General features: G+C 64.4%; 18 protein-coding genes. 6 read left to right on the top strand and 12 right to left on the bottom strand.

Annotated elements, in window-relative coordinates:
* Window positions 1-7: 7 nt before the first annotated feature.
* From PMN64_RS08645 to PMN64_RS08625, 5 genes are all read right to left on the bottom strand, one after another.
* Entirely contained in the window at window positions 8-853 is an 846-nt protein-coding gene (locus PMN64_RS08645) for an ABC transporter ATP-binding protein (protein ID WP_411780390.1), read from the bottom strand.
* Window positions 854-977: 124 nt separating this feature from the next.
* Window positions 978-1,976, bottom strand: a complete 999-nt coding sequence (locus PMN64_RS08640; RefSeq protein WP_411780389.1) for an ABC transporter substrate-binding protein — start codon at window positions 1,974-1,976, stop codon at window positions 978-980.
* Window positions 1,977-2,034: 58 nt separating this feature from the next.
* The gene (locus PMN64_RS08635) at window positions 2,035-2,844 is read right to left on the bottom strand and encodes an ABC transporter permease (protein ID WP_016842153.1); all 810 of its coding nucleotides are present in this window, start codon (window positions 2,842-2,844) and stop codon (window positions 2,035-2,037) included.
* A gap of 268 nt (window positions 2,845-3,112) precedes the next feature.
* Complete coding sequence (locus PMN64_RS08630; RefSeq protein WP_035630951.1) at window positions 3,113-3,769, bottom strand: TetR/AcrR family transcriptional regulator; 657 nt, start codon at window positions 3,767-3,769, stop codon at window positions 3,113-3,115.
* Between the two features lie 249 nt (window positions 3,770-4,018).
* The gene (locus PMN64_RS08625) at window positions 4,019-4,867 is read right to left on the bottom strand and encodes a VOC family protein (RefSeq protein WP_411780388.1); all 849 of its coding nucleotides are present in this window, start codon (window positions 4,865-4,867) and stop codon (window positions 4,019-4,021) included.
* A gap of 225 nt (window positions 4,868-5,092) precedes the next feature.
* On the opposite strand from PMN64_RS08625, the gene PMN64_RS08620 reads away from it, so the two are divergent.
* Entirely contained in the window at window positions 5,093-5,986 is an 894-nt protein-coding gene (locus PMN64_RS08620) for a sugar kinase (RefSeq protein ID WP_028338830.1), read from the top strand.
* A 21-nt stretch (window positions 5,987-6,007) separates the two neighbouring features.
* Window positions 6,008-6,943: a ribokinase gene (gene rbsK / locus PMN64_RS08615; protein ID WP_411780387.1), complete on the top strand. Its 936-nt coding sequence runs from the start codon at window positions 6,008-6,010 to the stop codon at window positions 6,941-6,943.
* Between the two features lie 117 nt (window positions 6,944-7,060).
* On the opposite strand, the gene PMN64_RS08610 is transcribed toward rbsK, so the two are convergent.
* Window positions 7,061-8,278 carry an NAD(P)/FAD-dependent oxidoreductase gene (locus tag PMN64_RS08610; protein ID WP_304499244.1) on the bottom strand — a complete coding sequence of 406 codons (1,218 nt, stop codon included), beginning with the start codon at window positions 8,276-8,278 and terminating at the stop codon, window positions 7,061-7,063.
* Between the two features lie 257 nt (window positions 8,279-8,535).
* Here PMN64_RS08610 and PMN64_RS08605 point away from each other — a divergent pair, with 257 nt between their 5' ends.
* Window positions 8,536-9,330, top strand: coding sequence for an enoyl-CoA hydratase/isomerase family protein (locus PMN64_RS08605; RefSeq protein ID WP_304499243.1), 795 nt, complete (start codon window positions 8,536-8,538; stop codon window positions 9,328-9,330).
* 153 nt (window positions 9,331-9,483) lie between these two features.
* Here the strand turns inward: PMN64_RS08605 and PMN64_RS08600 are convergent, their stop codons facing one another.
* From PMN64_RS08600 to PMN64_RS08585, 4 genes are all read right to left on the bottom strand, one after another.
* Window positions 9,484-10,824 carry a TRAP transporter large permease gene (locus tag PMN64_RS08600; RefSeq protein WP_411780386.1) on the bottom strand — a complete coding sequence of 447 codons (1,341 nt, stop codon included), beginning with the start codon at window positions 10,822-10,824 and terminating at the stop codon, window positions 9,484-9,486.
* Window positions 10,821-11,405, bottom strand: coding sequence for a TRAP transporter small permease (locus PMN64_RS08595; RefSeq protein ID WP_304499241.1), 585 nt, complete (start codon window positions 11,403-11,405; stop codon window positions 10,821-10,823). The genes PMN64_RS08600 and PMN64_RS08595 overlap by 4 nt, the downstream gene beginning before the upstream one ends.
* Window positions 11,406-11,571: 166 nt before the next feature.
* On the bottom strand, window positions 11,572-12,573 hold the full coding sequence (locus PMN64_RS08590; RefSeq protein WP_411780385.1) for a TRAP transporter substrate-binding protein: 1,002 nt from the start codon (window positions 12,571-12,573) through the stop codon (window positions 11,572-11,574).
* Window positions 12,574-12,733: 160 nt separating this feature from the next.
* The gene (locus PMN64_RS08585; RefSeq protein WP_411780384.1) at window positions 12,734-14,437 is read right to left on the bottom strand and encodes an IlvD/Edd family dehydratase; all 1,704 of its coding nucleotides are present in this window, start codon (window positions 14,435-14,437) and stop codon (window positions 12,734-12,736) included.
* Window positions 14,438-14,607: 170 nt separating this feature from the next.
* Between PMN64_RS08585 and PMN64_RS08580 the strand changes: the two genes are divergently transcribed.
* Window positions 14,608-15,300 carry a GntR family transcriptional regulator gene (locus PMN64_RS08580; protein ID WP_028331865.1) on the top strand — a complete coding sequence of 231 codons (693 nt, stop codon included), beginning with the start codon at window positions 14,608-14,610 and terminating at the stop codon, window positions 15,298-15,300.
* Window positions 15,301-15,334: 34 nt separating this feature from the next.
* Window positions 15,335-15,901: an invasion associated locus B family protein gene (locus PMN64_RS08575; RefSeq protein WP_155258340.1), complete on the top strand. Its 567-nt coding sequence runs from the start codon at window positions 15,335-15,337 to the stop codon at window positions 15,899-15,901.
* Here PMN64_RS08575 and PMN64_RS08570 read toward each other — a convergent pair whose 3' ends face one another.
* Window positions 15,902-16,723 (bottom strand): NAD-dependent epimerase/dehydratase family protein, encoded by an 822-nt coding sequence (locus PMN64_RS08570; protein WP_411780383.1) that lies wholly within the window; start codon window positions 16,721-16,723, stop codon window positions 15,902-15,904.
* 113 nt (window positions 16,724-16,836) lie between these two features.
* Between PMN64_RS08570 and PMN64_RS08565 the strand changes: the two genes are divergently transcribed.
* Window positions 16,837-17,799, top strand: a complete 963-nt coding sequence (locus PMN64_RS08565; protein WP_411780382.1) for an SMP-30/gluconolactonase/LRE family protein — start codon at window positions 16,837-16,839, stop codon at window positions 17,797-17,799.
* Window positions 17,800-18,009: 210 nt separating this feature from the next.
* Here the strand turns inward: PMN64_RS08565 and PMN64_RS08560 are convergent, their stop codons facing one another.
* Window positions 18,010-19,443 carry an aldehyde dehydrogenase family protein gene (locus PMN64_RS08560; protein WP_172648255.1) on the bottom strand — a complete coding sequence of 478 codons (1,434 nt, stop codon included), beginning with the start codon at window positions 19,441-19,443 and terminating at the stop codon, window positions 18,010-18,012.
* Window positions 19,444-19,736 lie beyond the last annotated feature (293 nt).

Genomic DNA, 19,736 nt, shown 5'->3' with positions numbered 1-19,736 from the left:
TCGGGTGTTAGTCCAGCGATCCCTGTGTGAAGAAATGCTTCCGGATCCGCTGCACCAGTTCGTTGAAGACAGGATCGGACATCGTCTCGAGCGCGCGCGGCCGCGGCATCGGCACGTCGTAGATCGCGGCGATCGCGCCGGGCCGCTCGGTCATCACAAGCACGCGGTCGGCGAGGAACACGGCCTCGGGAATCGAGTGCGTGATCAGCAGCACGGTCTTGCCGGTCTCGCGCTGGATCCGCATCAATTCGACATTCATCCGCTCGCGCGTCATGGCGTCGAGCGCGCCGAACGGCTCGTCCATCAGCATGATCTTGGGGTCGTGCACCAGCGCGCGGCAGATCGAGGCGCGCTGCTGCATGCCGCCGGACAGCTGCCAGGGCAGCTTCTTCTCGAAACCTTCGAGGCCGACCAGCTTCAGCAGGTCCTTGGCGCGGGCCAGATATTTGTCCCGCGGCAGCTGCTTCATGTCGATCGGCAGCATCACGTTGGAGAGGATGTTGCGCCACGGCAGCAGCAGCGCGTTCTGGAACACGATGCCGACATTGCCGTGCGGCTTCGTCACCGGCTCGCCGTCGACCAGCACTTCGCCCGTCGTCGGCGGCAGCAGGCCCGAGATCATCTTGAGCAGCGTGGACTTGCCGCAACCGGAGGGCCCGACCACGACGAAGAACTCGCCGTCATTGATGGTGAAGTCGAGCGGCCGCAACGATGGCACATCGCCGTCGCGCGAGCGGTAGGTCTTCGATACGCCGGAGAGTTTGATACCCGGCGTAGCTCCCGCCGCGCGGTCCGACACCAGGCGAAGATGCGCGGCGGGCTGGACATCGGCTGATTTGGTTGCAGGATTCATTCTGCCGAATCCACTGGGATGTAGAATGCTGTCATTCCGGGATGGTCCGAAGGACCAGACCCGGAATCTCGAGATTCCGGGTTCGATGCTTTGCATCGCCCCGGAATGACGGTGTTTGTTGCGCTCACGAATCACCCTTCGGCAAATAGTCGTTGGTGTAGAACGCCTTCGGATTGGCCTTGGCCTTGGCGTCGAGGCCGCCATATTCGACCATCAGATTGACCGACTCGGTCATGTTCTGGTCGGTGACCTGGAACGGCCGCTTGGTCCTGGTCTCCGCCGTGCGATAGAGCGGGATCGTCAGCTCGAAGCCTTGCGTCAACGTGTCGATCTTGCCGCCCTTCGGGTTGGCGTCGAGGATCGACTGCGCAGCGGCCTTCGGGTCCTTCTCCGCGGCTTCCACGGCCTTGGTGGTCGCCGACATGAAGCGGCGGACCAGGTCGGCATTGGCCTTCACATAGTCGGAGTTCGCGATGATGCCCGACGACACCATGTTGATGCCGTAGTCGGCGAACTTGATCGGATAGACGTCCTTGCCGGTGGCGTCCTTGATCTTCATCGACTGGTCCATGACATAGCCGAGCAGCAGGTCGGCCTGGCCGTTGATCACGGCGTTGAGCTTGGTCTGGCCGTCGCCGGCGACGGTGTTGAAATCGCTTTCCTTCAGACCGGTCTTCTTCAGGAACAGCGGCCAGATCTGTGTCATCGAATCCGCCGGCGTGATCGCGACCGTCTTGCCTTTGATGTCCTCCGGCTTCCTGATGTTCTTGTCGGCAAGGCTCATCGCCGACATCGGGCTGGTCTGCAGCAGCACGCCGGTGGCGATCACGGGCGCGCCCTTCACCGCGGCGCGCATCATCGTGGGCACGTCGACATAGCCGAAATCGGCGGTCTTGGCGGCCACCGCCTGCGTGGTCGCGGCCGAACCGCGGCCTTCCTGGATCTCGAGGTCGATGCCCTCAGTGGCATAGATGCCCTTGGCCTTGCCGTAATAGAACGGCGCGTGCTCGCCATAGACGTACCAGTTCAGCATCAGCACGACCTTGTCGGCCGCGGACACTGGTGCCACCGCAAGCGCGGTCCAGGCCAGCGAGGCGCCTGCGACCGCAATCAAACGCTTCATGGTTGTTCTCCCTTTATTGTCCGCGGTCCTTGTGCGGACCGCTTGTCCGGTTGCTGCGCTAGGAAGCGAAGATGATGTCGTCGCGCTGGCTGACGTGCCAGGGGATCACCAGCCGCTCGATGCGGTCGACAATCCAGAACAGGATGACGCCGAGCAGCGCGAGGATCACCAGCGCGGCGAACATCGTCGGCAGGTCGAAGGTGCCGATCGAGCGCTGCATCACATAGCCGATGCCGGAATTGGAGCCGACGAACTCGCCGACGACGGCGCCGACCACGGCGAGCGTCACCGAGACTTTCAGGCCCGAAAAGATCGCGGGCATCGCGTGCGGCAGGTTGACCGCGCGGAACACCTGGAAGCGGCTGCCCTGCATCGCGCGCGCCAGATCGACCATATCAGGGTCGACCGACTTGAAGCCCTGCACCGCCGAGACCACCACGGGGAAGAAGCCGAGCAGGAACGCGGAGATCACCTTGGGGATGATGCCGAAGCCGAACCACACCACGAACAGCGGCGCGATCGCGATCTTCGGCACGGATTGGGAGAACACCAGCAGCGGATAGACGTAGCTCTCGACCGTCTTCGAACCCGCGATCAGCATCGCGACGGGAATGCCGAACAGCGCCGAGAGCAGGAATCCGCAAATCGTTGCATAGGTTGTCGGCCAGGACTGCCGCAACAGCTCCGGCCAGTCGCTCCAGAGCACCGCCACGACGTCGCCGGGCGAGGGAATTTGGTAGGCCGGAATATGGAACAGGCGGATCGCGAGGTCCCAGGCCGCCACGATGACGACCAGGAACAGGAACGGACGTACCCACGCCGCATTCAGCACCTTCGACAGGCCCGAAGGGCTCTTTGCCTCCGCCACGTCACGCTCCCCTTGCAGTCTCTCTGTTCGTTCAGAAATTAACCCGTTGGATAAATACTGTCCAGCCCCAAGCGCGCGGCAAAATCGCACCGAAATACGCTACTTTCGTCAGGCGAAAATTTTTGTCGGGTGAAACTTCGTAGCCCGGATGAAGCGCAGCGAAATCCGGGAACGGCGATCGGCGGATAGAGTTACCCGGATTGCGCTTCGCTCCATCCGGGCTACACGCCAGAATGATGGGCAATGAGCGCGGACAAGCCGCGCCGCCTCACACCAAGCGGTGTTCCATCGACTTCAGCGCCGGCATCGCTCCGCCGAACGCCGCCGTGGATTTGCCGGTCAGCGCCGCCAGCACCAGCGCGGTCATGTGCTCGAGGCGCTCGTCGCGGGCGTCCTTCTTCAAGAGGTCGCGGCCGAAGATCACGCTCAGCGTGGCGCTGTTGGAGAGATAGAAGAACGCCAGCCCGGCGATCGAAATGTAGAGCTGCACCGGATCGACCGCGACGCGGAAATCGCCACTCTCGACCCCGCGCGTCACCACGGTGCGGATCATCTCGACAAAGGGCGAGTGCATCGACTTGACCTTGGTCGAACGCTTCAGGTGTTTTGCCTTGGCGAGGTTTTCGGTGTTCAGCAGTGCCAGGAACTCGGGATTACGCAGAAAATAGTTCCACGTGAAATCGATCAGGCGCCCGATCGCCTCGGGCGGATCGAGATGCTCGAGATCGAGGGTGCGCTCCTCGGCGCGGATCTTCTCATAGGCGCCTTCCAGCACCTCGAGATAAAGATCCTCCTTGTTGCCGACGTGATAGTACAGCATGCGCTTGTTGGCGTCGGCGTTGGCCGCGATGCGGTCGACCCGCGCGCCGGCGAGGCCATGGGCGGCGAATTCTTGCTTGGCGGCCTCGAGAATACGCAACCGCATCCCCTGGGGGTCGCGCTGCCATCTCTGTATTCGCTTTGCCTTGGCCAAATCGATCGCCCGGTGATGCTGGGTTGGTTAATGTAGCATGACGCGCGACGTTTGAGAACGAATGTTGTCGTGATGCTCGTGCGGGAATATTTCTCGCAGATGCCCTCTTCGTCACTCCCCGGCGCGCAATTGCTCACCTGAGGGCGCGCCACCGGATCGCGCGACGCACACTGTCGGGACGCCGCGCGGACAAAACGCGGCCTAGCCTGGCTTTCCCTGTGACGGCTGCACCAGAAGCGTCGGCACACCGCATGTGCCGTTGCGCACCGTCATCACGCGCGTGCCGGGCTTGCGGCCGGTGCGGGCTTCGGAGACGTCGACGCCAGCGGCAATCAGCCGCGCACGTGTGGCGTCGATATCGGCGACGCGCCAGCAGATGCCGCGCAGCCGGTCCGGCGCGTCCGTCTCCGATTTGCCCGGCCGGTGTGTGACCTCGACGACGAGGTCGCCGCAGCGGAAGAACATCAGCCGGCCCCACTCCGGATGCGACCGGTCGAGCGCCATGTCGAGCCCGAGCCGAGCACCATAGAGCGCGGCGGCGCGTTCCGGATCGGCGGTCGACACCACCACGTGATCCATCGCGGTGATCGATGCGGTCGTGGTGCGGACCGACAGCGGCCGCTCCTGCTCGCGCTCCAGGAAGAACATGCGCACGCCGCGCGTCGCGTCGGTCGCGGCCCGCGTACGCTTCCACGACAGCGTGGCTCCACTGCTGTCGTCGCGGCTCTCGACCTCCGCGACGGGTTCGGGCTTCAGCGTCAAGCGGTCGAGCCTGCGGTGTGTCTTCGCGATATCGCTGGTGCGGAAGCAGAGACTCGCAAGCCCCTCGCCCTGGGTGGCAAGCGCGCTGCGGATGCGCTGGGCTGCATCGTCGTCGCCGTGCGGCGCCACCAATTCCAGCGTGGTGTTATCGAGCGTGAACAGCGTGCGGTCCGCGCCGCCGCCGCTGTAGCGCCAGGAAGGCGTCCGCGCGAACAGCGTCTCGTAGGCCGCGCTGGCAGCAGCGATGTCGCTGGTCAGGACGACGACGTGATCGAGACCGGTAATCATGGCCGCAACCTCCCCGAATCTGCCGTCATTGTGTTTCTCCCTTAACCCAACCCGGAACCACGGACTGCCGCCGGCCGTTATGCCGCATGCCAGAACGACCCGGCGCAGTCGTCATCTCTACCTGTAAACCAGGCAGGGTTGCGAATATTTTCAGCGATATCGGCCGATCAGCAATGCTAGTCTGGAACCGCCGGCCGGGACCACACCAGCCACGACGGAAAGCGAATGCAGGCTCTCTTCATCGGACAGACCTATATCGACGTCACCTTCATCACGGATCACATGCCCGTTGGCGACGAAAAGCACGTCGCCGACGCCTATGCGGTGTCGTTCGGCGGCAACGCCGTGACCGCGGCATTCTGCTGCGCCAAGCTCGGCGTCCCGCCGGACCTGATCGCCACCATGGCCAATGACTGGCTGGGACGGATGTTCTGGGACATGGCCGACAGGTACGGCATCTCGTTCCACCCTCGCAAGGTCAAATCCTCCTCGCTGTCCTTCATCATGCCGAACGACGGCAAGCGCGCCATCGTCCGCTGCCGCGACGACCAGCACATCCACCCCTTTCCGCTGCTGAACATCAAGGGCTGTCGCGCACTGCACATCGACGGCCACCAGCCGGACGCCGCGATCCATTATGCAAAGCTGTGCCGCGAGGACGGCATCCTGACCTCGCTCGACGGCGGCGGCCTGCGCACCAACACCCACGAGCTGCTCGCATTCATCGACATTGCGATCGTCGCCGAACGGCTGTGCGAGCAGATGGACAAGACGCCGGAGCAGATGCTCGACTATCTCAAGGGCCGCGGCTGCAAGGTCGGCGGCGTCACCATGGGCGAGCGCGGCCTGCTCTGGTATGACGAGGCCGGCACGGTGCGCACGCTGCCGGCCTTCCCGATCCCGCGCGCGCGCGTGATCGATACCAACGGCGCCGGGGACGTCTTCCACGGCGCCTACATCTACTCCTACCTTTCGAACCCGAGCAAAGGCTGGCATGAGCACTTCAAGTTCGCGCGTGCAGCCTCGACCTTCAAGATCCAGAAGCTCGGCAACGAGGCTGGCCTGCCGACGCTAGCGGATATCGCGGCGGTCAAGCAGGAGTTTCGCGCCGAGGCTTAATATCGGTGAACGGGGCTAGTCATGAGACACGTCTTCGTTGCCGGCAGCATCAATATGGACGTGGTGGCGACCGCCGAGCGCCATCCGAAGGTAGGCGAGACCGTGGCCGGCGAGGCCGTGCTCTATTTTCCCGGCGGCAAGGGCGCCAACCAGGCGGTGGCATCGGCCAAGCTCGGCATACCGACCACGCTGATCGGCCGGCTCGGCATGGATGCGTTCGGCAAGGAGCTGAGAGCGTTCCTTGCCGCGCAAGGCGTCGATCTCACCTCGGTCAAGACCACGAATGGCACGCATTCCGGCACGGCGATCATCACGATCGCCAATGCAGACAACACGATCGTCGTCGTGCCGGGCGCCAACGGGCTCGTTGACGCTCGTGATGTCAAGGCTCCCTCACTTATGAAGGGTGACGTCGCGGTCAGCCAGTTCGAGATTCCGCTGCCGGCGATCACTGCCTTCTTCCGGCGCGCCCGCGCCGTCGGCGCCACCACGATCCTCAATCCGGCACCGGCAAAACAGGCCGACAAGGCTCTGCTCGAGCTCGTCGACATTCTCGTTCTGAACGAGACCGAACTCGGCTATCTGACCGGCACGGAGCTGCGCGACAGCGACGACCCGTCCCGCTTCGCACAGGCGGCCCGGACCTTGGGGCAAGGCAAGATCGTCTGCGTCACGCTCGGCAAGCGCGGCGTGCTGGCGCTGGTCGAGAACCAGCCGCTGCTCGTGCCGGGACGCGAGGTCAAGGCCATCGACACCACAGGCGCTGGCGATTGCTTCGTCGGCGCCCTCGCCTCACAGCTCGCCATCGGCAAGCCGCTCGGCGACGCCCTGGCCTACGCCAACGCCGCCGCCTCGATTTGCGTGCAACGAATGGGGGCCGCGCCGTCGATGCCGACGGCGGATGAGGTGGCCGCCGTTCTTTCCACGCGTCGTCCCGGCCAAGGCCGGGACCCATAACCACAAATGTCAATTGTTTGCGGCGCTGGAACGACTAGTCCCGTTCACTAGATCCGCCGCGGAGTATGGGTCCCGGCTCCGTGCGCAATCGCGCACTCGGCCGGGACGACGAGGTTGTTAGGACAGCGCACTCTTCAAATCAAAGCTCGCATCTCCCGCCTGCTCCGGGGTGATCGAGCCACCGGCGCCGAGTAGCCGGCGGCCGAACATGTGATCGCCGGCGCGGTTGACCGACTCGATGCCGAGCAGTTTGTCGCCGCGATAGCAGAACGCCGAGAACGCGCCCTGCGCGCGGTCGCCGCGCACCACGACACGGTCGTAGCCGGTGGTGAGACCCGCCATCTGCAGCTTGTCGGGGCCCTGGTCGCTCCAGAACCACGGCAGGCCGTCATAGACCTCGGTCTTGCCGGTCAGCCGCGACGCCACGCAGCGCGCATGGTCGGTCGCGTTCTGCACCGACTCGAGCCGCAGCGATCCGCCGAAGCGTTTGCTGGTGTAGAGCGCGCAATCGCCGATCGCGGAGACATTCGGATCGACTGTCAACAGATGCTCGTCGACGATGATGCCGGATGCGACCGGCAGGCCGGCCTCCGCGGCAAGCTCGACATTCGGCAGCACGCCGACGCCGACCACGACGAGATCGGCCGGGATATGCGTGCCGTTGCTCAGGCTGACGCCGGTAACCTTGCCGCCATCGGCCTCGATCGCCGTGACCTGCACCCCTAGGTGAATCCGGATGCCGGCCGCGCTGTGGCGGGATTGCGAGAACTCGGAAATCTCCGCGGTCACCGCGCGCGCCATCACGCGGGAGGCGAGTTCGACCACGTCGACCTCGAGGCCCTTGGCCCGGGCGGTGGCGGCGAATTCGAGCCCGATGAAGCCCGCGCCGATCACGACGACGCGCATGCCGGGCGCGATCAAGTCGCGCAGCGCCTGGCTCTCGTCCAGGATGCGCAGGTAGCGGACCGCGTCGAGCCTGGCGTTCGGGATATCGAGCAGCCGGTTCCGCGCGCCGGTCGCGAACACCAGATGGCCGTAGTCGAGCGACGCGCCGGAGGCGAGCGCCACCTTCCGCGCATTGCGGTCGATCGCATGGGCGCGATCGGTGATCAGCTCGATCTTGTTGTCCTGGTAGAACTTGTCGGGCCGGAACATCAGGGTTTCGGGCCCGCCGGTCCCTTTCAGATAGGCCTTCGACAGCGGCGGCCGCTGATACGGCAAATGGCCTTCATCATTGATCAGGGCGATGCGTTCGGCGAAGCCGGCCTGGCGCAGCGACGCCGCGAGCTGGAAGCCGGCGTGTCCGGCGCCGACGATGATGACCGAGCCCGTCATCGGAACAACCCAAATACGCGCGAGCAGGAGTGACCCATGCCGTTTCCTCTTGTCGATGTTAGCTTGCTTGCCCCGTCCCCACAGCGCTCGTGTCTGCGTACCGAAGGCGCGTGCTATTTGGCCTCATGGCTCGCACCGATGCAAGGGGGTCTCAGGCGATTCTGGGCGCACCCGCGGTCCCCGGCCGCCGGGCCGGATTGCCACGGCTCCCGCCAAGGCCTTAAATGTCCGGAACCAACAAGCCCAAGGTCTTCAATATGCCAGCACCCGCCCCCTCCGCCAACGACCCCGCTTTGCTCCGCATCGACGGCGCCATCGCGACCATCACGCTGAACCGGCCGGCCGCGTTCAACGCGATCGACATGACGATCGCCAAGAAGCTCGAGCAACTCAGCGCCGCGGTCGAAGCCAACAAGGACGTTCGCGTACTGGTCATCGAGGGCGAAGGCCGCGCCTTCTGCGCCGGCGGCGATCTGCAGACCATCGGCGCCGCGACCGAAGCCAACAATGTCGCCCCCGTGGTCGGCGAGATGCTTCACCACTACCACGCCTTCATCGAGACGGTCCGGCGGATGCCGAAGATCGTGCTATCCAGCGTGCATGGTTCGGCGGCCGGCGCCGGCATGGGCCTCGCGTTCGTGACCGACCTGTGTATCGCCGCGGACGATGCCCGCTTCACGCCCGCCTATGCCAAGATCGGCGTGTCGCCGGATGGCGGCAGCACGGTCGGCATCGTCGGCACGGTCGGGACCCGCCGCGCGCTGCAGATTTTCCTCGCCGAGGATGGTTTCACCGCGCAGCAGGCCTATGAATGGGGTCTCGTCGTCAAGACCGTCCCCGCGGCCGAGCTGAAGGCGGCGACGCGGCAGCTCGCCGAGCGCCTGGCGCAAAATCCGCCCGCCGCGATCGCTGGGACCAAATCACTGGTCTATCAGGCCGCCACCACACCGACCAAGCAGCAGCTCGACGCCGAGGAACACAAGATCATCACGGCGATGCATACCGACGATTTCCGCGTCGCCGTGAAGAAGTTCACCAGCAAGTCGAAGTAGGAACAATAATTACGACAGCGTTACAATGGTCTCTCCCCTCATCCTGAGGAGCGCGGATCGCGCGCGTCTCGAAGGACGAGGCCACAGACGGGCCTCATGGTTCGAGACGCGCGTTCCGCGCTCCTCACCATGAGGGGTTCTGTGCCGGTAAGATTAGTTAGGGCAGATGTACCCCGTGCCGCCGGGCGCCTTGAAACAGCCGACCGATTCCGGGATCACCTGCTTGGGCAGCCACAGCACGACCTTCGGAAAATAGATCGTGAAGCAGATCGTGACCAGGAACACGACATAGATCGGCAACGCCGCCCGCAACGCTTTTGCAAAGCTGACGCCGACGAATTTCGAGGCCATCAGCAGCACGAGCCCGTAGGGCGGCGTGATCAGGCCGAACGCCAGCGTTGCGATCAGCACCACGCCCATATGCACGCCGTTGATGTCGCCGGCCTGGGTCAGCGCGTTGACCAGCGGCATGAAGATGATGATGGTCGGCACCGGCTCGATGAAGTCGCCGACCACGGTGAACAGCAACACCATCAGGAGCATGATGAGGTGCGGATCGTTGCCGGCGATCGAGGTGATCCAGTCGGCGATGTAGATCGCGCCGCGCAGATAGGCCAGCATCCAGCCGAACGCGTTCGCCGCGCCGATCGTGATCAGCGGCAGCGAGAAGATCAGGCCCGCCAGACAGAAATCATACGGGATCTTCTTCAGGTGCCCGCGGTTCAGCGCCGGGATCACCACGACGATGATGTAGGCGACCGCTACCACCCCGGCCTCGGTCGGCGTGAACCAGCCGGTCAGGATGCCGCCGAGCAGGATCACCGGGATCATCATCGGTAGCGCCGCATCACCGGCGGCGAACGCGACCTGGCGCAGCGGCGCGCGCGGCTTGCGCAGTCCCGAGGGCCCGAAGAAGTAGCAGTAGATCATCAGCCCGAAGCCGATCATCAGCCCGGGGACCACGCCGGCCATGAACAACCCGGCGATCGAGACATTGCCGACCGCGCCATAGACCACCGCCGTGATGCTCGGCGGCACCAGCGCTGCGATCGTCGACGCCGAGGCGATGATCGCGGCGATGAAGGCCGGCTCATACCCTTCCCGCCGCATCGGCCCGCCGAGGGCCCGGCTCATGACCGCGACGTCGGCGGTGGTCGAGCCCGACATCTCCGAGAAGAACATGCTGAAGACGACGACGACCTGCGACAGCCCGCCCCTGATGTGGCCGACCAGCGAGACCGACAGGTTGGCGATGCGGACCACGACATTGGCCGAGCTCATGAGCTCGCCGACCAGCAGGAAGAACGGGATCGCTAGCAGCGCCTCGGAATCGACGCCGTCGAAGATCTTCTGGATGATCGCCGCCAGCGAGACGTCTGATAGCACTGCGCCGACGAACACGCCGGCCATCAGCGAGAACGGCACGGGCACGCCGAGATAGCCGAAGAACAGGAAGCAGAACGACATCAGCGCAAGCACGACCGGTGCGCTCACGGCTGCACTCCCGTCGTCGCGCGGGTATCGATCGCAGGAATCGGAAGGTCGTCATCCGGCGGCTCTGGATGGTCGAAGCCATTGCGGATGCCGTTGACGAGCTGCTCGATCGTGAACAGGCCGATCAGGATGCCGGACAGTGGGATCACCGCATAGAGCGAGGCGATCGGCGTACCCGACGGCAGGCGGAAGCTGCCGAAGCCGCGCAGGTAATTTTGATAGCCGTACCAGACCAGGCAGAAGGCGACGCCCAGCACCACCAGACGGATGACGATCTCGACGAACAGCCGCGACCTGCCATGCAGCGCTTCGGAGATCGCGGTGAGATAGAGATGGTCGTTGCGCCGTGTCGCGACCGCGGCCCCGATGAAGATCGCGTAGATGAACAGCGTCGAGGTCACCTCCTGCAGCCACAGCCAGGGATGACCGATGGTGCGGGTGACGATATCGGCGGTCACCGACAGCGAGAAACCGAAGCACAGCAAGCCGCACAGCATCATCAGGATCAGCTCGAGCCGGTCGAGCGCCCGCCATTTCAGATACCGCTGCCGTTGCAGCACCAGTATGTCGGCGATGGCCATGCTCGAAATTCCTCGTCGTCCCGGCCTAGTGCGCAATTGCGCACGGGGGGCCGGGACCCACAACCCCCGGCTCGAGTTGCTTGCAGAAAGTCGGCGACCTAATCGCTCAACTGAAGGGCCGCGGCGTATGGGTCCCGGCCTTCGCCGGGACGACGCAGGAAGGGGGTTAGTTGACCGCGCGGATCAAATTCTTGATCTTCTCCGCATGGGGCCCGAGATCCTTGGCGAGCTTGTCGAGATAGGGATCGGCGACCGCCGTAAAGCTCTTCTTGTCCACGTCCTCGACCACCTTGACGCCGAACGACTTCAATTTTGCAGCCGCGGCCTTCTCCAGTTCGAACGCCTTCGCCGGCTCCTTGGCGCTCACCTCGGCGGCCGCCGTCGTCACCCAGGCCTTCTGCTCGGCTGAAAGGCTCTGCCACAGCTTGTCGCTGACGAACAGCAGCGCATTGTTGGCCTCGTGCTCGGTCATCGAGAGCACCGGCGCGACTTCGTAGTGCTTATTGACGAGGTAAACGTTCACGCTGTTTTCCGCCGCATCGACCACGCCGGTCTGCAATGACGTGTACACGCTGCCGAACGGCATATGGACGGTTTGCGCCGCGTAAGCCGGGAAGATCGTGTCTTCCGTAGCCGTCGCCTGAACGCGAATCTTTACACCCTTGAGGTCGCCGACGTTGTGGATTTCCTTCCTCGCATAGATGCTTCTCACACCTTGGCTGCCCGTCGCGATGACATGAAGGCCTTGCGACGTGTCGTCGATCATAGCCTTGATCGCATCGATCACCTTCGGATCGGCAAGCGCCTTGACCACGTGGTTGGCGTCGCGGAACAGGAAGTGCAGCGACATCACACCGGCCTGCGGCGAGATGGTTGCAGTGTTCGCCGACGAGATGATGGCGAATTCAATGTCTCCGGATTTCACAAGCTGCAGCAGCTGCGGCTCCTGGCCGAGCTGCGCACCGGGATATTGATCGACGATCATCGTTCCCTTGCTCAATTCCTTGAGCTTGTCGGCGAACAGATCACCGGCAACCGAATAGCCGGTGTTGCGCGGCTGATCGTAGGCGAAGCGGAAGTGCTTGACCTCCTGCGCGCCGGCGCCCGCGGACAGCAGCAGCGCTGTCGCGGCCATAGCAATCCCGGCGATCCTGGCTGAATAGCCCATCGCGACGTTCCCCCTGCTTTTAGTTGAGGGGATCATCCCACCAGTCGCGCGGGATTGTCAATAAAACAGGCGAAACGAGCCGCCTGCGGGTATCATTGAGTGCCGCATCGCAGAAATTATCGACAATTCGACCGCCAAGCCGGACGACGCCGGTGACTTGCTACTTGCCCTTGGCGCGCATGAAGTCGAAATCGCAGCCCTCGTCGGCCTGCAGGATGGTCTCGTTGAAGAGATGCGCGTAGCCGCGCTTGGCCCAATCGGGCGTCCCGGCCGGCACGAGCGCGGCGCGGCGCTTCTGCAATTCGGCCTCGTCGACCAACAGGTCGATGCTGCGCTTGGCGACATCGAGCCGGATCATGTCGCCGTTCCGCACCAGCCCCAGCGGACCGCCGACGGCGGATTCCGGCGTGATGTGCAGCACGATGGTGCCGAACGCGGTGCCGCTCATCCGCGCATCGGAGATGCGGACCATATCCTTCACGCCGGCGCGCGCGAGTTTCTTCGGGATCGGCAGGTAACCCGCCTCCGGCATGCCCGGCGCGCCCTTCGGGCCGGCATTGCGCAGCACCAGCACGTCGTCGGCGGTCACATCGAGCGCGGGATCGTCGACCCGCAGCGTCATGTCCTCGACCGACTCGAACACCACGGCGCGGCCGGTGTGCTGCAATAGTTTCGGGCTCGCCGCCGACTGCTTGATCACGGCGCCGCGCGGCGCGAGATTGCCGTGCAGGATCGCCATCGCGCCTTCGGATTTGATCGGGTTCGCCTTGGAGCGGATCGCATCCTGCCCCGGCACATCCTCGGCATTGGCGACGACCTCACGCAAGGTCTGGCCGGTGATGGTCTTGGCATCGAGATCGATGAGGTCGCCGAGCTGCGCCATCAGCTTCGGCACGCCGCCGGCATGATGGAAATGCTCCATGTAGTGTTCGCCCGACGGCTTGAGGTCGACCAGCACGGGGACCTCGCGGCCAAGCTTGTCGAACGCCTCGAGGTCGATCTTGTGCGGCGAGCGGTTGGCGATCGCGGTGAGATGGATCAGCCCGTTGGTCGAGCCGCCGATCGCCTGCATGACGACCTGGGCGTTGCGGAAAGAGGATGGCGTCAGGATCTCGCTCGGCTTCGGTCCCTTGGTCTTCGCCATCTCGGCGGCGACGCGGCCGCTGGCCTCCGCGGAGCGGAAGCGTTCGGCATGCGGCGCCGGGATCGTCGCGCTCATCGGCAACGACAGGCCGAGCGCTTCGGTGATGCAGGCCATGGTGGAGGCGGTGCCCATCACCATGCAGGTACCGACCGACGGCGCGAGGCGGCCGTTCACCGCCTCGATCTCGTTGTCGTCGATCTCGCCGGCGCGATACTTGCCCCACAGCCGGCGGCAGTCCGTGCAAGCGCCGAGCACCTCGCCCTTGTGATGGCCGACCACCATCGGCCCGACCGGAATCACCACGGTCGGCAGATCGGCGCTGATCGCGGCCATGATCTGCGCCGGCAAGGTCTTGTCGCAACCGCCGATCACGACCACCGCATCCATCGGCTGGGCGCGGATCATCTCCTCGGTATCCATCGCCATCAGGTTGCGCAGATACATCGAGGTCGGATGCGCAAAGCTCTCGGCGATCGAGATCGTCGGGAACACGAACGGCATCGCGCCCGACAGCATCACGCCGCGCTTCACGGCCTCTATGATCTGCGGCACGTTGCCGTGGCAGGGATTGTAGTCGCTGTAGGTGTTGGTGATGCCGACGATCGGGCGATTGAGCGCATCGTCCGAATAGCCCATCGCCTTGATGAACGCCTTGCGCAGGAACAGCGAGAAGCCGGCGTCACCATAGCTTGTCAGTCCCTTGCGAAGTCCGTCGGCCATTTTCTTCTATCCCGTGGTTGTTCGGCCGCACTTAAGGAGCGGCAGGAATTATTGTCAATATGAGATAATCCGGTCGCGGCGGGTGGCCGGTCTGCGGCAAAATCGCCCCCATTATTGACAATAACCGTGGCGCCATGCTGACCTCAGGCATCGACCAAAGCCGAGAGCGCATGACAGCCGAGCCCACATTGCCCGAACTCCAGGCCCCCTCGCGCGAGGAGGAACAGGCGGAGGTGATCCGCCGGCTGGAGGAGGACATCATCTTCGGCCGCTTCGCGCCCGGTTTGCGGCTGGTCGAGGATACCCTGATGCAGCGCTATGGCGCGAGCCGGCATTTCGTCCGCCAGGCGCTGTTCCAGCTCGAGCGCCAGGGCATCGTGCTGCGCGAGAAGAATGTCGGCGCCACGGTGCGGTTCTATTCGGCCGAGGAAGTACGGCAGATCTATGAGGTGCGCGAGATGCTGACGCGCCAGGCCGCGCTGATGATTGCCCTGCCGGCGCCGCAAAGCCTGATCGATCAATTGAGCGAACTGCAACGGCATTACTGCATCAAGGCCGAGGCGCAGGACATGCGCGGCATTCACGAGACCAACGATGCGTTCCACCTCGCGCTGTTCTCCGCGTGCGGCAATCCCTATCTGGTACGCTCGCTGCAGGACTACATGAACCTGACGCTGCCGATGCGCGCCAAAAATCTCGCCGACAGCGAGGGCCTCGCGCTGTCGCGCCGCCAGCACGAATTGATGATCGAGCTCTTGAAGGGCCGCGACAGCTGGGCGCTGGCGCAGCTCTGCGTCGATCACATGCAGTACAGCAAGGCCGATTATCTCGTCCGCATCTCCAACGACAAAAAGCCGCAATAGCGCGATACCCGGCCTCCTCGTGAAGGAGACGGCGATGCGCTATGTGGCTATATTCCTTGGATCGCTGGCCGTGCAGCTTGCGCTCGGCGGCGTCGGCGAAGCGGCCGATCCGCGCGCGACGCAGCTCACCTACGAGCCCTGGACCAAGACCTGCCTGACAGAGGCGAGCTGCTTCGTCGCTGCGGCTGCGCGCGGCCAATGCGTGCCGTCGGGCGGCACGCTCAGCGTCTCGCCGCAGAACAGCAAGCGCGCGATCGTGAGCGCCAACGTCGGAACGCGGACCATGCTGGAAGGCACGATCAGCCTCCGCATCGATCAGGACGAGCCGATCCGGATCGCCAAGCCGCATTGCTACACGCTCGGCTGCGGCGGCACGCTCGAGGCCGATGGCGAAATGATCGAGCGGCTGAAGCACGCGCAGACCATCGCCGTCGAAGCCAAGAACCTCACCGGGCAGACCATCAGCCTCGCCTTTCCCCTCACGCACTTCGCCGAGACCTTTGACGGGCCCGGCAGCCCGCCCAAGACATCCGGGCAAGGTTCGAAGGACGCGCAGCAGCACACCGAATCCGTGAAGCAGCTGCCGCAATGCGAGGATTGATCACTTCTTCCAGTCGATCGCCCTCTCCTTGTCGCCGTCGAACTCCATGCTGCAGAACGCGCCGCCTTGGTAGTAGTCGCCGACCGGATCCGGCGGCAGCTTGGCCTGCTCGGCCATCGCGTGCTCGCGGAAATCTTCAGCCCTTCCGGTCGGGCGATAGCCGAGATCGTAGGCGCGGTGATTGTCCCACCACGAGCGCTCATTGTAGGACGCGCCGTACAGCACCTCGAAATGGATGTCGGGATGCTCGAGCCCGATGCGGCAGAGCTGGACGAGGTCTTCCGGCTTGAGCCAGATCGAGAGCCTGCGGTGGTCGAGCGGCGCCTCGCCGAAATTGCCGATCCGCAGGCAGGTGACCTTGATGCCGTGCTTGTCGGCATAGAGCGCGCCGACGCCTTCGCCGAACACCTTGCTGACACCGTAACGACTGTCCGGCCGCGCGGTGACGTCGGTACCGATGCGGTGATGACGCGGATAGAACCCGACCGCGTGATTGGATGAGGCGAAGATCACGCGCTTGACACCCTGCTTGCGCGCCGCCTCGAACAGATTGTAGCAGCCGATGATGTTGGATTGCAGGATCGCGTCCCAGGGACCTTCGACCGAATACCCGCCGAAATGCAGGATGCCGTCGACGCCCTCGCAGATCGCCTCGACCTGTGCGAGGTCGGCGAGATCGGCCGCCTTGAATTTTTCGCCCGCGCCGAGATCGGCCGGCGGCTTGATGTCGCTCAGCAGGAGATCCGGATAGATCGGCGGCAGCAGCTTGCGCAGGCTCGTTCCGATTCCCCCCGATGCGCCGGTCATCAATATGCGTGGCATGCCGTCCCTCTTCTTTCCTGATTGCTGCGATCGAATTGCGGTCGCAGGCCGACAATGATAGCAAACCAGGCGCTCAAGGAAACACCATCGAAACACAACAACGAGAACAGCAAATGTCCGATGTTCATTCCGCCGGCTGGCGTCCCGCGACTTACTATCCCGATCCCGCGATCCACGCGCTCGACCCGCGCTTCGAAAAATACTGGCTGAAACTCTCCGCGGTTGAACGCATCGCCACCGGCCTGCGCTGGGCCGAAGGTCCGGTGTGGTTCGGCGACGGCCGCTATCTGTTGTGCAGCGACATCCCGAACCAGCGCATCCTCAAATGGGAGGAAGAGACCGGCGCGGTCAGCATCTTCCGCAAGCCGTCGAACTTCGCCAACGGCAACACCCGCGATCGCCAGGGGCGACTGATCACCTGCGAGCATGGCGGCCGCCGCGTGGTGCGCACCGAGTATGACGGATCGATTACGGTGCTGATCGATTCCTTCGGCGGCAAGCGGCTGAACTCGCCGAACGACGTCGTGGTGAAATCCGACGGCTCGATCTGGTTCACCGATCCGATCTTCGGCCTGCTCGGCAATTACGAAGGCTACAAGGCTGATCCCGAGATCGAGCCCAACGTCTACCGGCTCGATCCCGAAACCGGCAAGGCCACGATCGTCGCCGAGGGCGTGCTGGGGCCGAACGGGCTGTGCTTCTCGCCGGACGAGAAGATCCTCTATGTCGTGGAATCCCGCGGCGAGCCGAACCGCAAGATCCTCGCCTATGACGTTGCGGCCGACGGCAAGACGATCTCCAACAAGCGCGTCTTCATCGACGCCGGCCCGGGCACGCCCGACGGCATGCGCTGCGACATCGACGGCAATCTGTGGTGCGGCTGGGGCATGGGTGATCCCGAGCTCGACGGCGTCGTCGTGTTCGCGCCCGACGGCGTCATGATCGGCCGCATCGCGCTGCCTGAGCGCTGCGCCAACCTCTGCTTCGGCGGCGTCAAGCGCAACCGCCTGTTCATGGCGGCGAGCCAGTCGATCTATGCGCTCTACGTCAACACCCAAGGCGCGCTCGGCGGTTAATTTCTTGGTCGTCCCGGCGAAGGCCGGGACCCATTACCACAGACCTTCGTTATTCGAACAATGCGGCCCGAGCTTACTCAACCAGATGCATCGGTGGTTATGGGTCCCGGCCTTCGCCGGGACGACGATGAAAACTTCTGCCTTCCAAAACGTCTGACGCCGGAGCGGTGAACCGCCCCGGCGCCAAAGTCGCGTCTCTCGTGGCTCGGCTTACGCGGCGTTGTAGCCGGCGACCGCCTTGGCCTCGAGATATTCTTCCAGACCGTAGCGGCCCCACTCGCGGCCGTTGCCGGACTGCTTGTAGCCACCGAACGGCGCGGTGCGCTCGTTCGGCACGCCCTGCAGGTTGACGTTGCCGGCGCGGATCTGGCGGCCGACGCGGCGCGCGGTTTCCACGGTGTCGGCCGAGACGTAACCGGCGAGACCATACGGCGTGTCGTTGGCGATCTTCACCGCGTCGGCTTCGTCCTTGGCGCCGAGGATAGTCAGCACGGGCCCGAAGATCTCCTCGCGGGCGATCGTCATGTCGTTGGTGACGTCGGCGAAGATGGTCGGACGGACATAGAAGCCCTTGTTGACGCCCTCGGGCAGGCCCGGGCCGCCGGCGACAAGCGTTGCGCCCTCGTCGATGCCCTTCTGGATCAGCGCCTGGATCTTGTCCCACTGGCCGCGGTTGACGACCGGGCCGATCGTCGTGCCGTCGGCACGCGGATCGCCGGCCTTGGTCTTGTCGGCGACGCCCTTCGCGATCGCGGCCACTTCCTTCATCTTGGAGAGCGGCACGATCATGCGCGACGGCGCGTTGCAGGACTGGCCCGAATTGTTGAACATGTGCATCACGCCGCCGGTCACCGCCTTGGTCAGGTCGGCACCGTCGAGGATCACGTTCGGCGACTTGCCGCCGAGCTCCTGGCTGACGCGCTTCACGGTCGGCGCCGCACGCTTGGCGACGTCGACGCCGGCGCGGGTCGAACCGGTGAACGAGATCATGTCGATGTCCGGGTGCTCGCTCATCGCCGCACCCACCTCCGGGCCGAGGCCGTTGAGGAGGTTGAACACACCCTTCGGCACGCCGGCTTCATGGAGGATTTCCGCGAAGATCAGCGCCGAGGTCGGGGTGAACTCCGACGGCTTCAGGATCATGGTGCAACCGGCGGCGAGCGCGGGCGCGACCTTGCAGGCGATCTGGTTGAGCGGCCAGTTCCAGGGGGTGATCATGCCGACGACGCCGACCGGCTCGCGCACGATCACGGCGGTGCCCATGGTCTCCTCGAACTCGTACTTTTTCAGCACTTCGAGGGTGTTCATGAGGTGGCCGAGGCCGGCGCCGGCCTGCAGCTTCTCGGCCATCGGCAGCGGCGCGCCCATCTCGTCGGAGACGGCGGCGCCGATCTCCTTCATGCGGCCCTTGTAGACCTCGACGACCTTGGTGAGCAGCGCGATGCGCTCCTCGCGGCTGGTCTTGGAATAGGTCTCGAAGGCGCGCTTGGCGGCGGCGACTGCCTTGTCGACATCGGCCTTGGAGCCGAGCGCAATCTCATACATCGCTTCTTCGGTCGCCGGATTGACGACCGGGGTGGACTTGCCTTTGACGACGGGATCGACCCAGGCGCCGTCGATGTAGAATTGCATGCGATTGACCATCGGAAACCTCTTGTACGGGGCGTATGGAATGGGGAACGAAAGCGTTCGGCAGGCATCCTTGCACGAAAGCCCGGCGAATTGAACCCGCCATATGCGGGACGCGGCTCGTGCGCGTCCGCGAGATATAAGGTCCGAGCCGCACGTGTGGCAAGGCTATATCCGTCGTCCCGGCCTAGTGCGCAATTGCGCACGGGGGCCGGGACCCATTGCCAAAAATGCGAGAGGTGTACGCGACTCGTTGCCCCATCCCTCTTCCACACCAAGATCGGTGGTTATGGGTCCCGGCCTTCGCC

Source organism: Bradyrhizobium sp. UFLA01-814, assembly GCF_046718885.1.
GTDB lineage: Bacteria > Pseudomonadota > Alphaproteobacteria > Rhizobiales > Xanthobacteraceae > Bradyrhizobium > Bradyrhizobium elkanii.
This window is presented reverse-complemented; position numbering and strand designations above follow the sequence as displayed.

Excerpts from the sequence above, each read along its gene's own strand:
- PMN64_RS08645 (WP_411780390.1), bottom strand. The coding sequence starts at position 853 with ATGAATCCTGCAACCAAATCAGCCGATGTCCAGCCCGCCGCGCATCTT.
- PMN64_RS08640 (WP_411780389.1), bottom strand. The coding sequence starts at position 1,976 with ATGAAGCGTTTGATTGCGGTCGCAGGCGCCTCGCTGGCCTGGACCGCG.
- PMN64_RS08630 (WP_035630951.1), bottom strand. The coding sequence starts at position 3,769 with ATGCGGTTGCGTATTCTCGAGGCCGCCAAGCAAGAATTCGCCGCCCAT.
- PMN64_RS08625 (WP_411780388.1), bottom strand. The coding sequence starts at position 4,867 with ATGATTACCGGTCTCGATCACGTCGTCGTCCTGACCAGCGACATCGCT.
- PMN64_RS08620 (WP_028338830.1), top strand. The coding sequence starts at position 5,093 with ATGCAGGCTCTCTTCATCGGACAGACCTATATCGACGTCACCTTCATC.
- rbsK (WP_411780387.1), top strand. The coding sequence starts at position 6,008 with ATGAGACACGTCTTCGTTGCCGGCAGCATCAATATGGACGTGGTGGCG.
- PMN64_RS08610 (WP_304499244.1), bottom strand. The coding sequence starts at position 8,278 with ATGACGGGCTCGGTCATCATCGTCGGCGCCGGACACGCCGGCTTCCAG.
- PMN64_RS08605 (WP_304499243.1), top strand. The coding sequence starts at position 8,536 with ATGCCAGCACCCGCCCCCTCCGCCAACGACCCCGCTTTGCTCCGCATC.
- PMN64_RS08595 (WP_304499241.1), bottom strand. The coding sequence starts at position 11,405 with ATGGCCATCGCCGACATACTGGTGCTGCAACGGCAGCGGTATCTGAAA.
- PMN64_RS08590 (WP_411780385.1), bottom strand. The coding sequence starts at position 12,573 with ATGGGCTATTCAGCCAGGATCGCCGGGATTGCTATGGCCGCGACAGCG.
- PMN64_RS08585 (WP_411780384.1), bottom strand. The coding sequence starts at position 14,437 with ATGGCCGACGGACTTCGCAAGGGACTGACAAGCTATGGTGACGCCGGC.
- PMN64_RS08580 (WP_028331865.1), top strand. The coding sequence starts at position 14,608 with ATGACAGCCGAGCCCACATTGCCCGAACTCCAGGCCCCCTCGCGCGAG.
- PMN64_RS08575 (WP_155258340.1), top strand. The coding sequence starts at position 15,335 with ATGCGCTATGTGGCTATATTCCTTGGATCGCTGGCCGTGCAGCTTGCG.
- PMN64_RS08570 (WP_411780383.1), bottom strand. The coding sequence starts at position 16,723 with ATGCCACGCATATTGATGACCGGCGCATCGGGGGGAATCGGAACGAGC.
- PMN64_RS08565 (WP_411780382.1), top strand. The coding sequence starts at position 16,837 with ATGTCCGATGTTCATTCCGCCGGCTGGCGTCCCGCGACTTACTATCCC.
- PMN64_RS08560 (WP_172648255.1), bottom strand. The coding sequence starts at position 19,443 with ATGGTCAATCGCATGCAATTCTACATCGACGGCGCCTGGGTCGATCCC.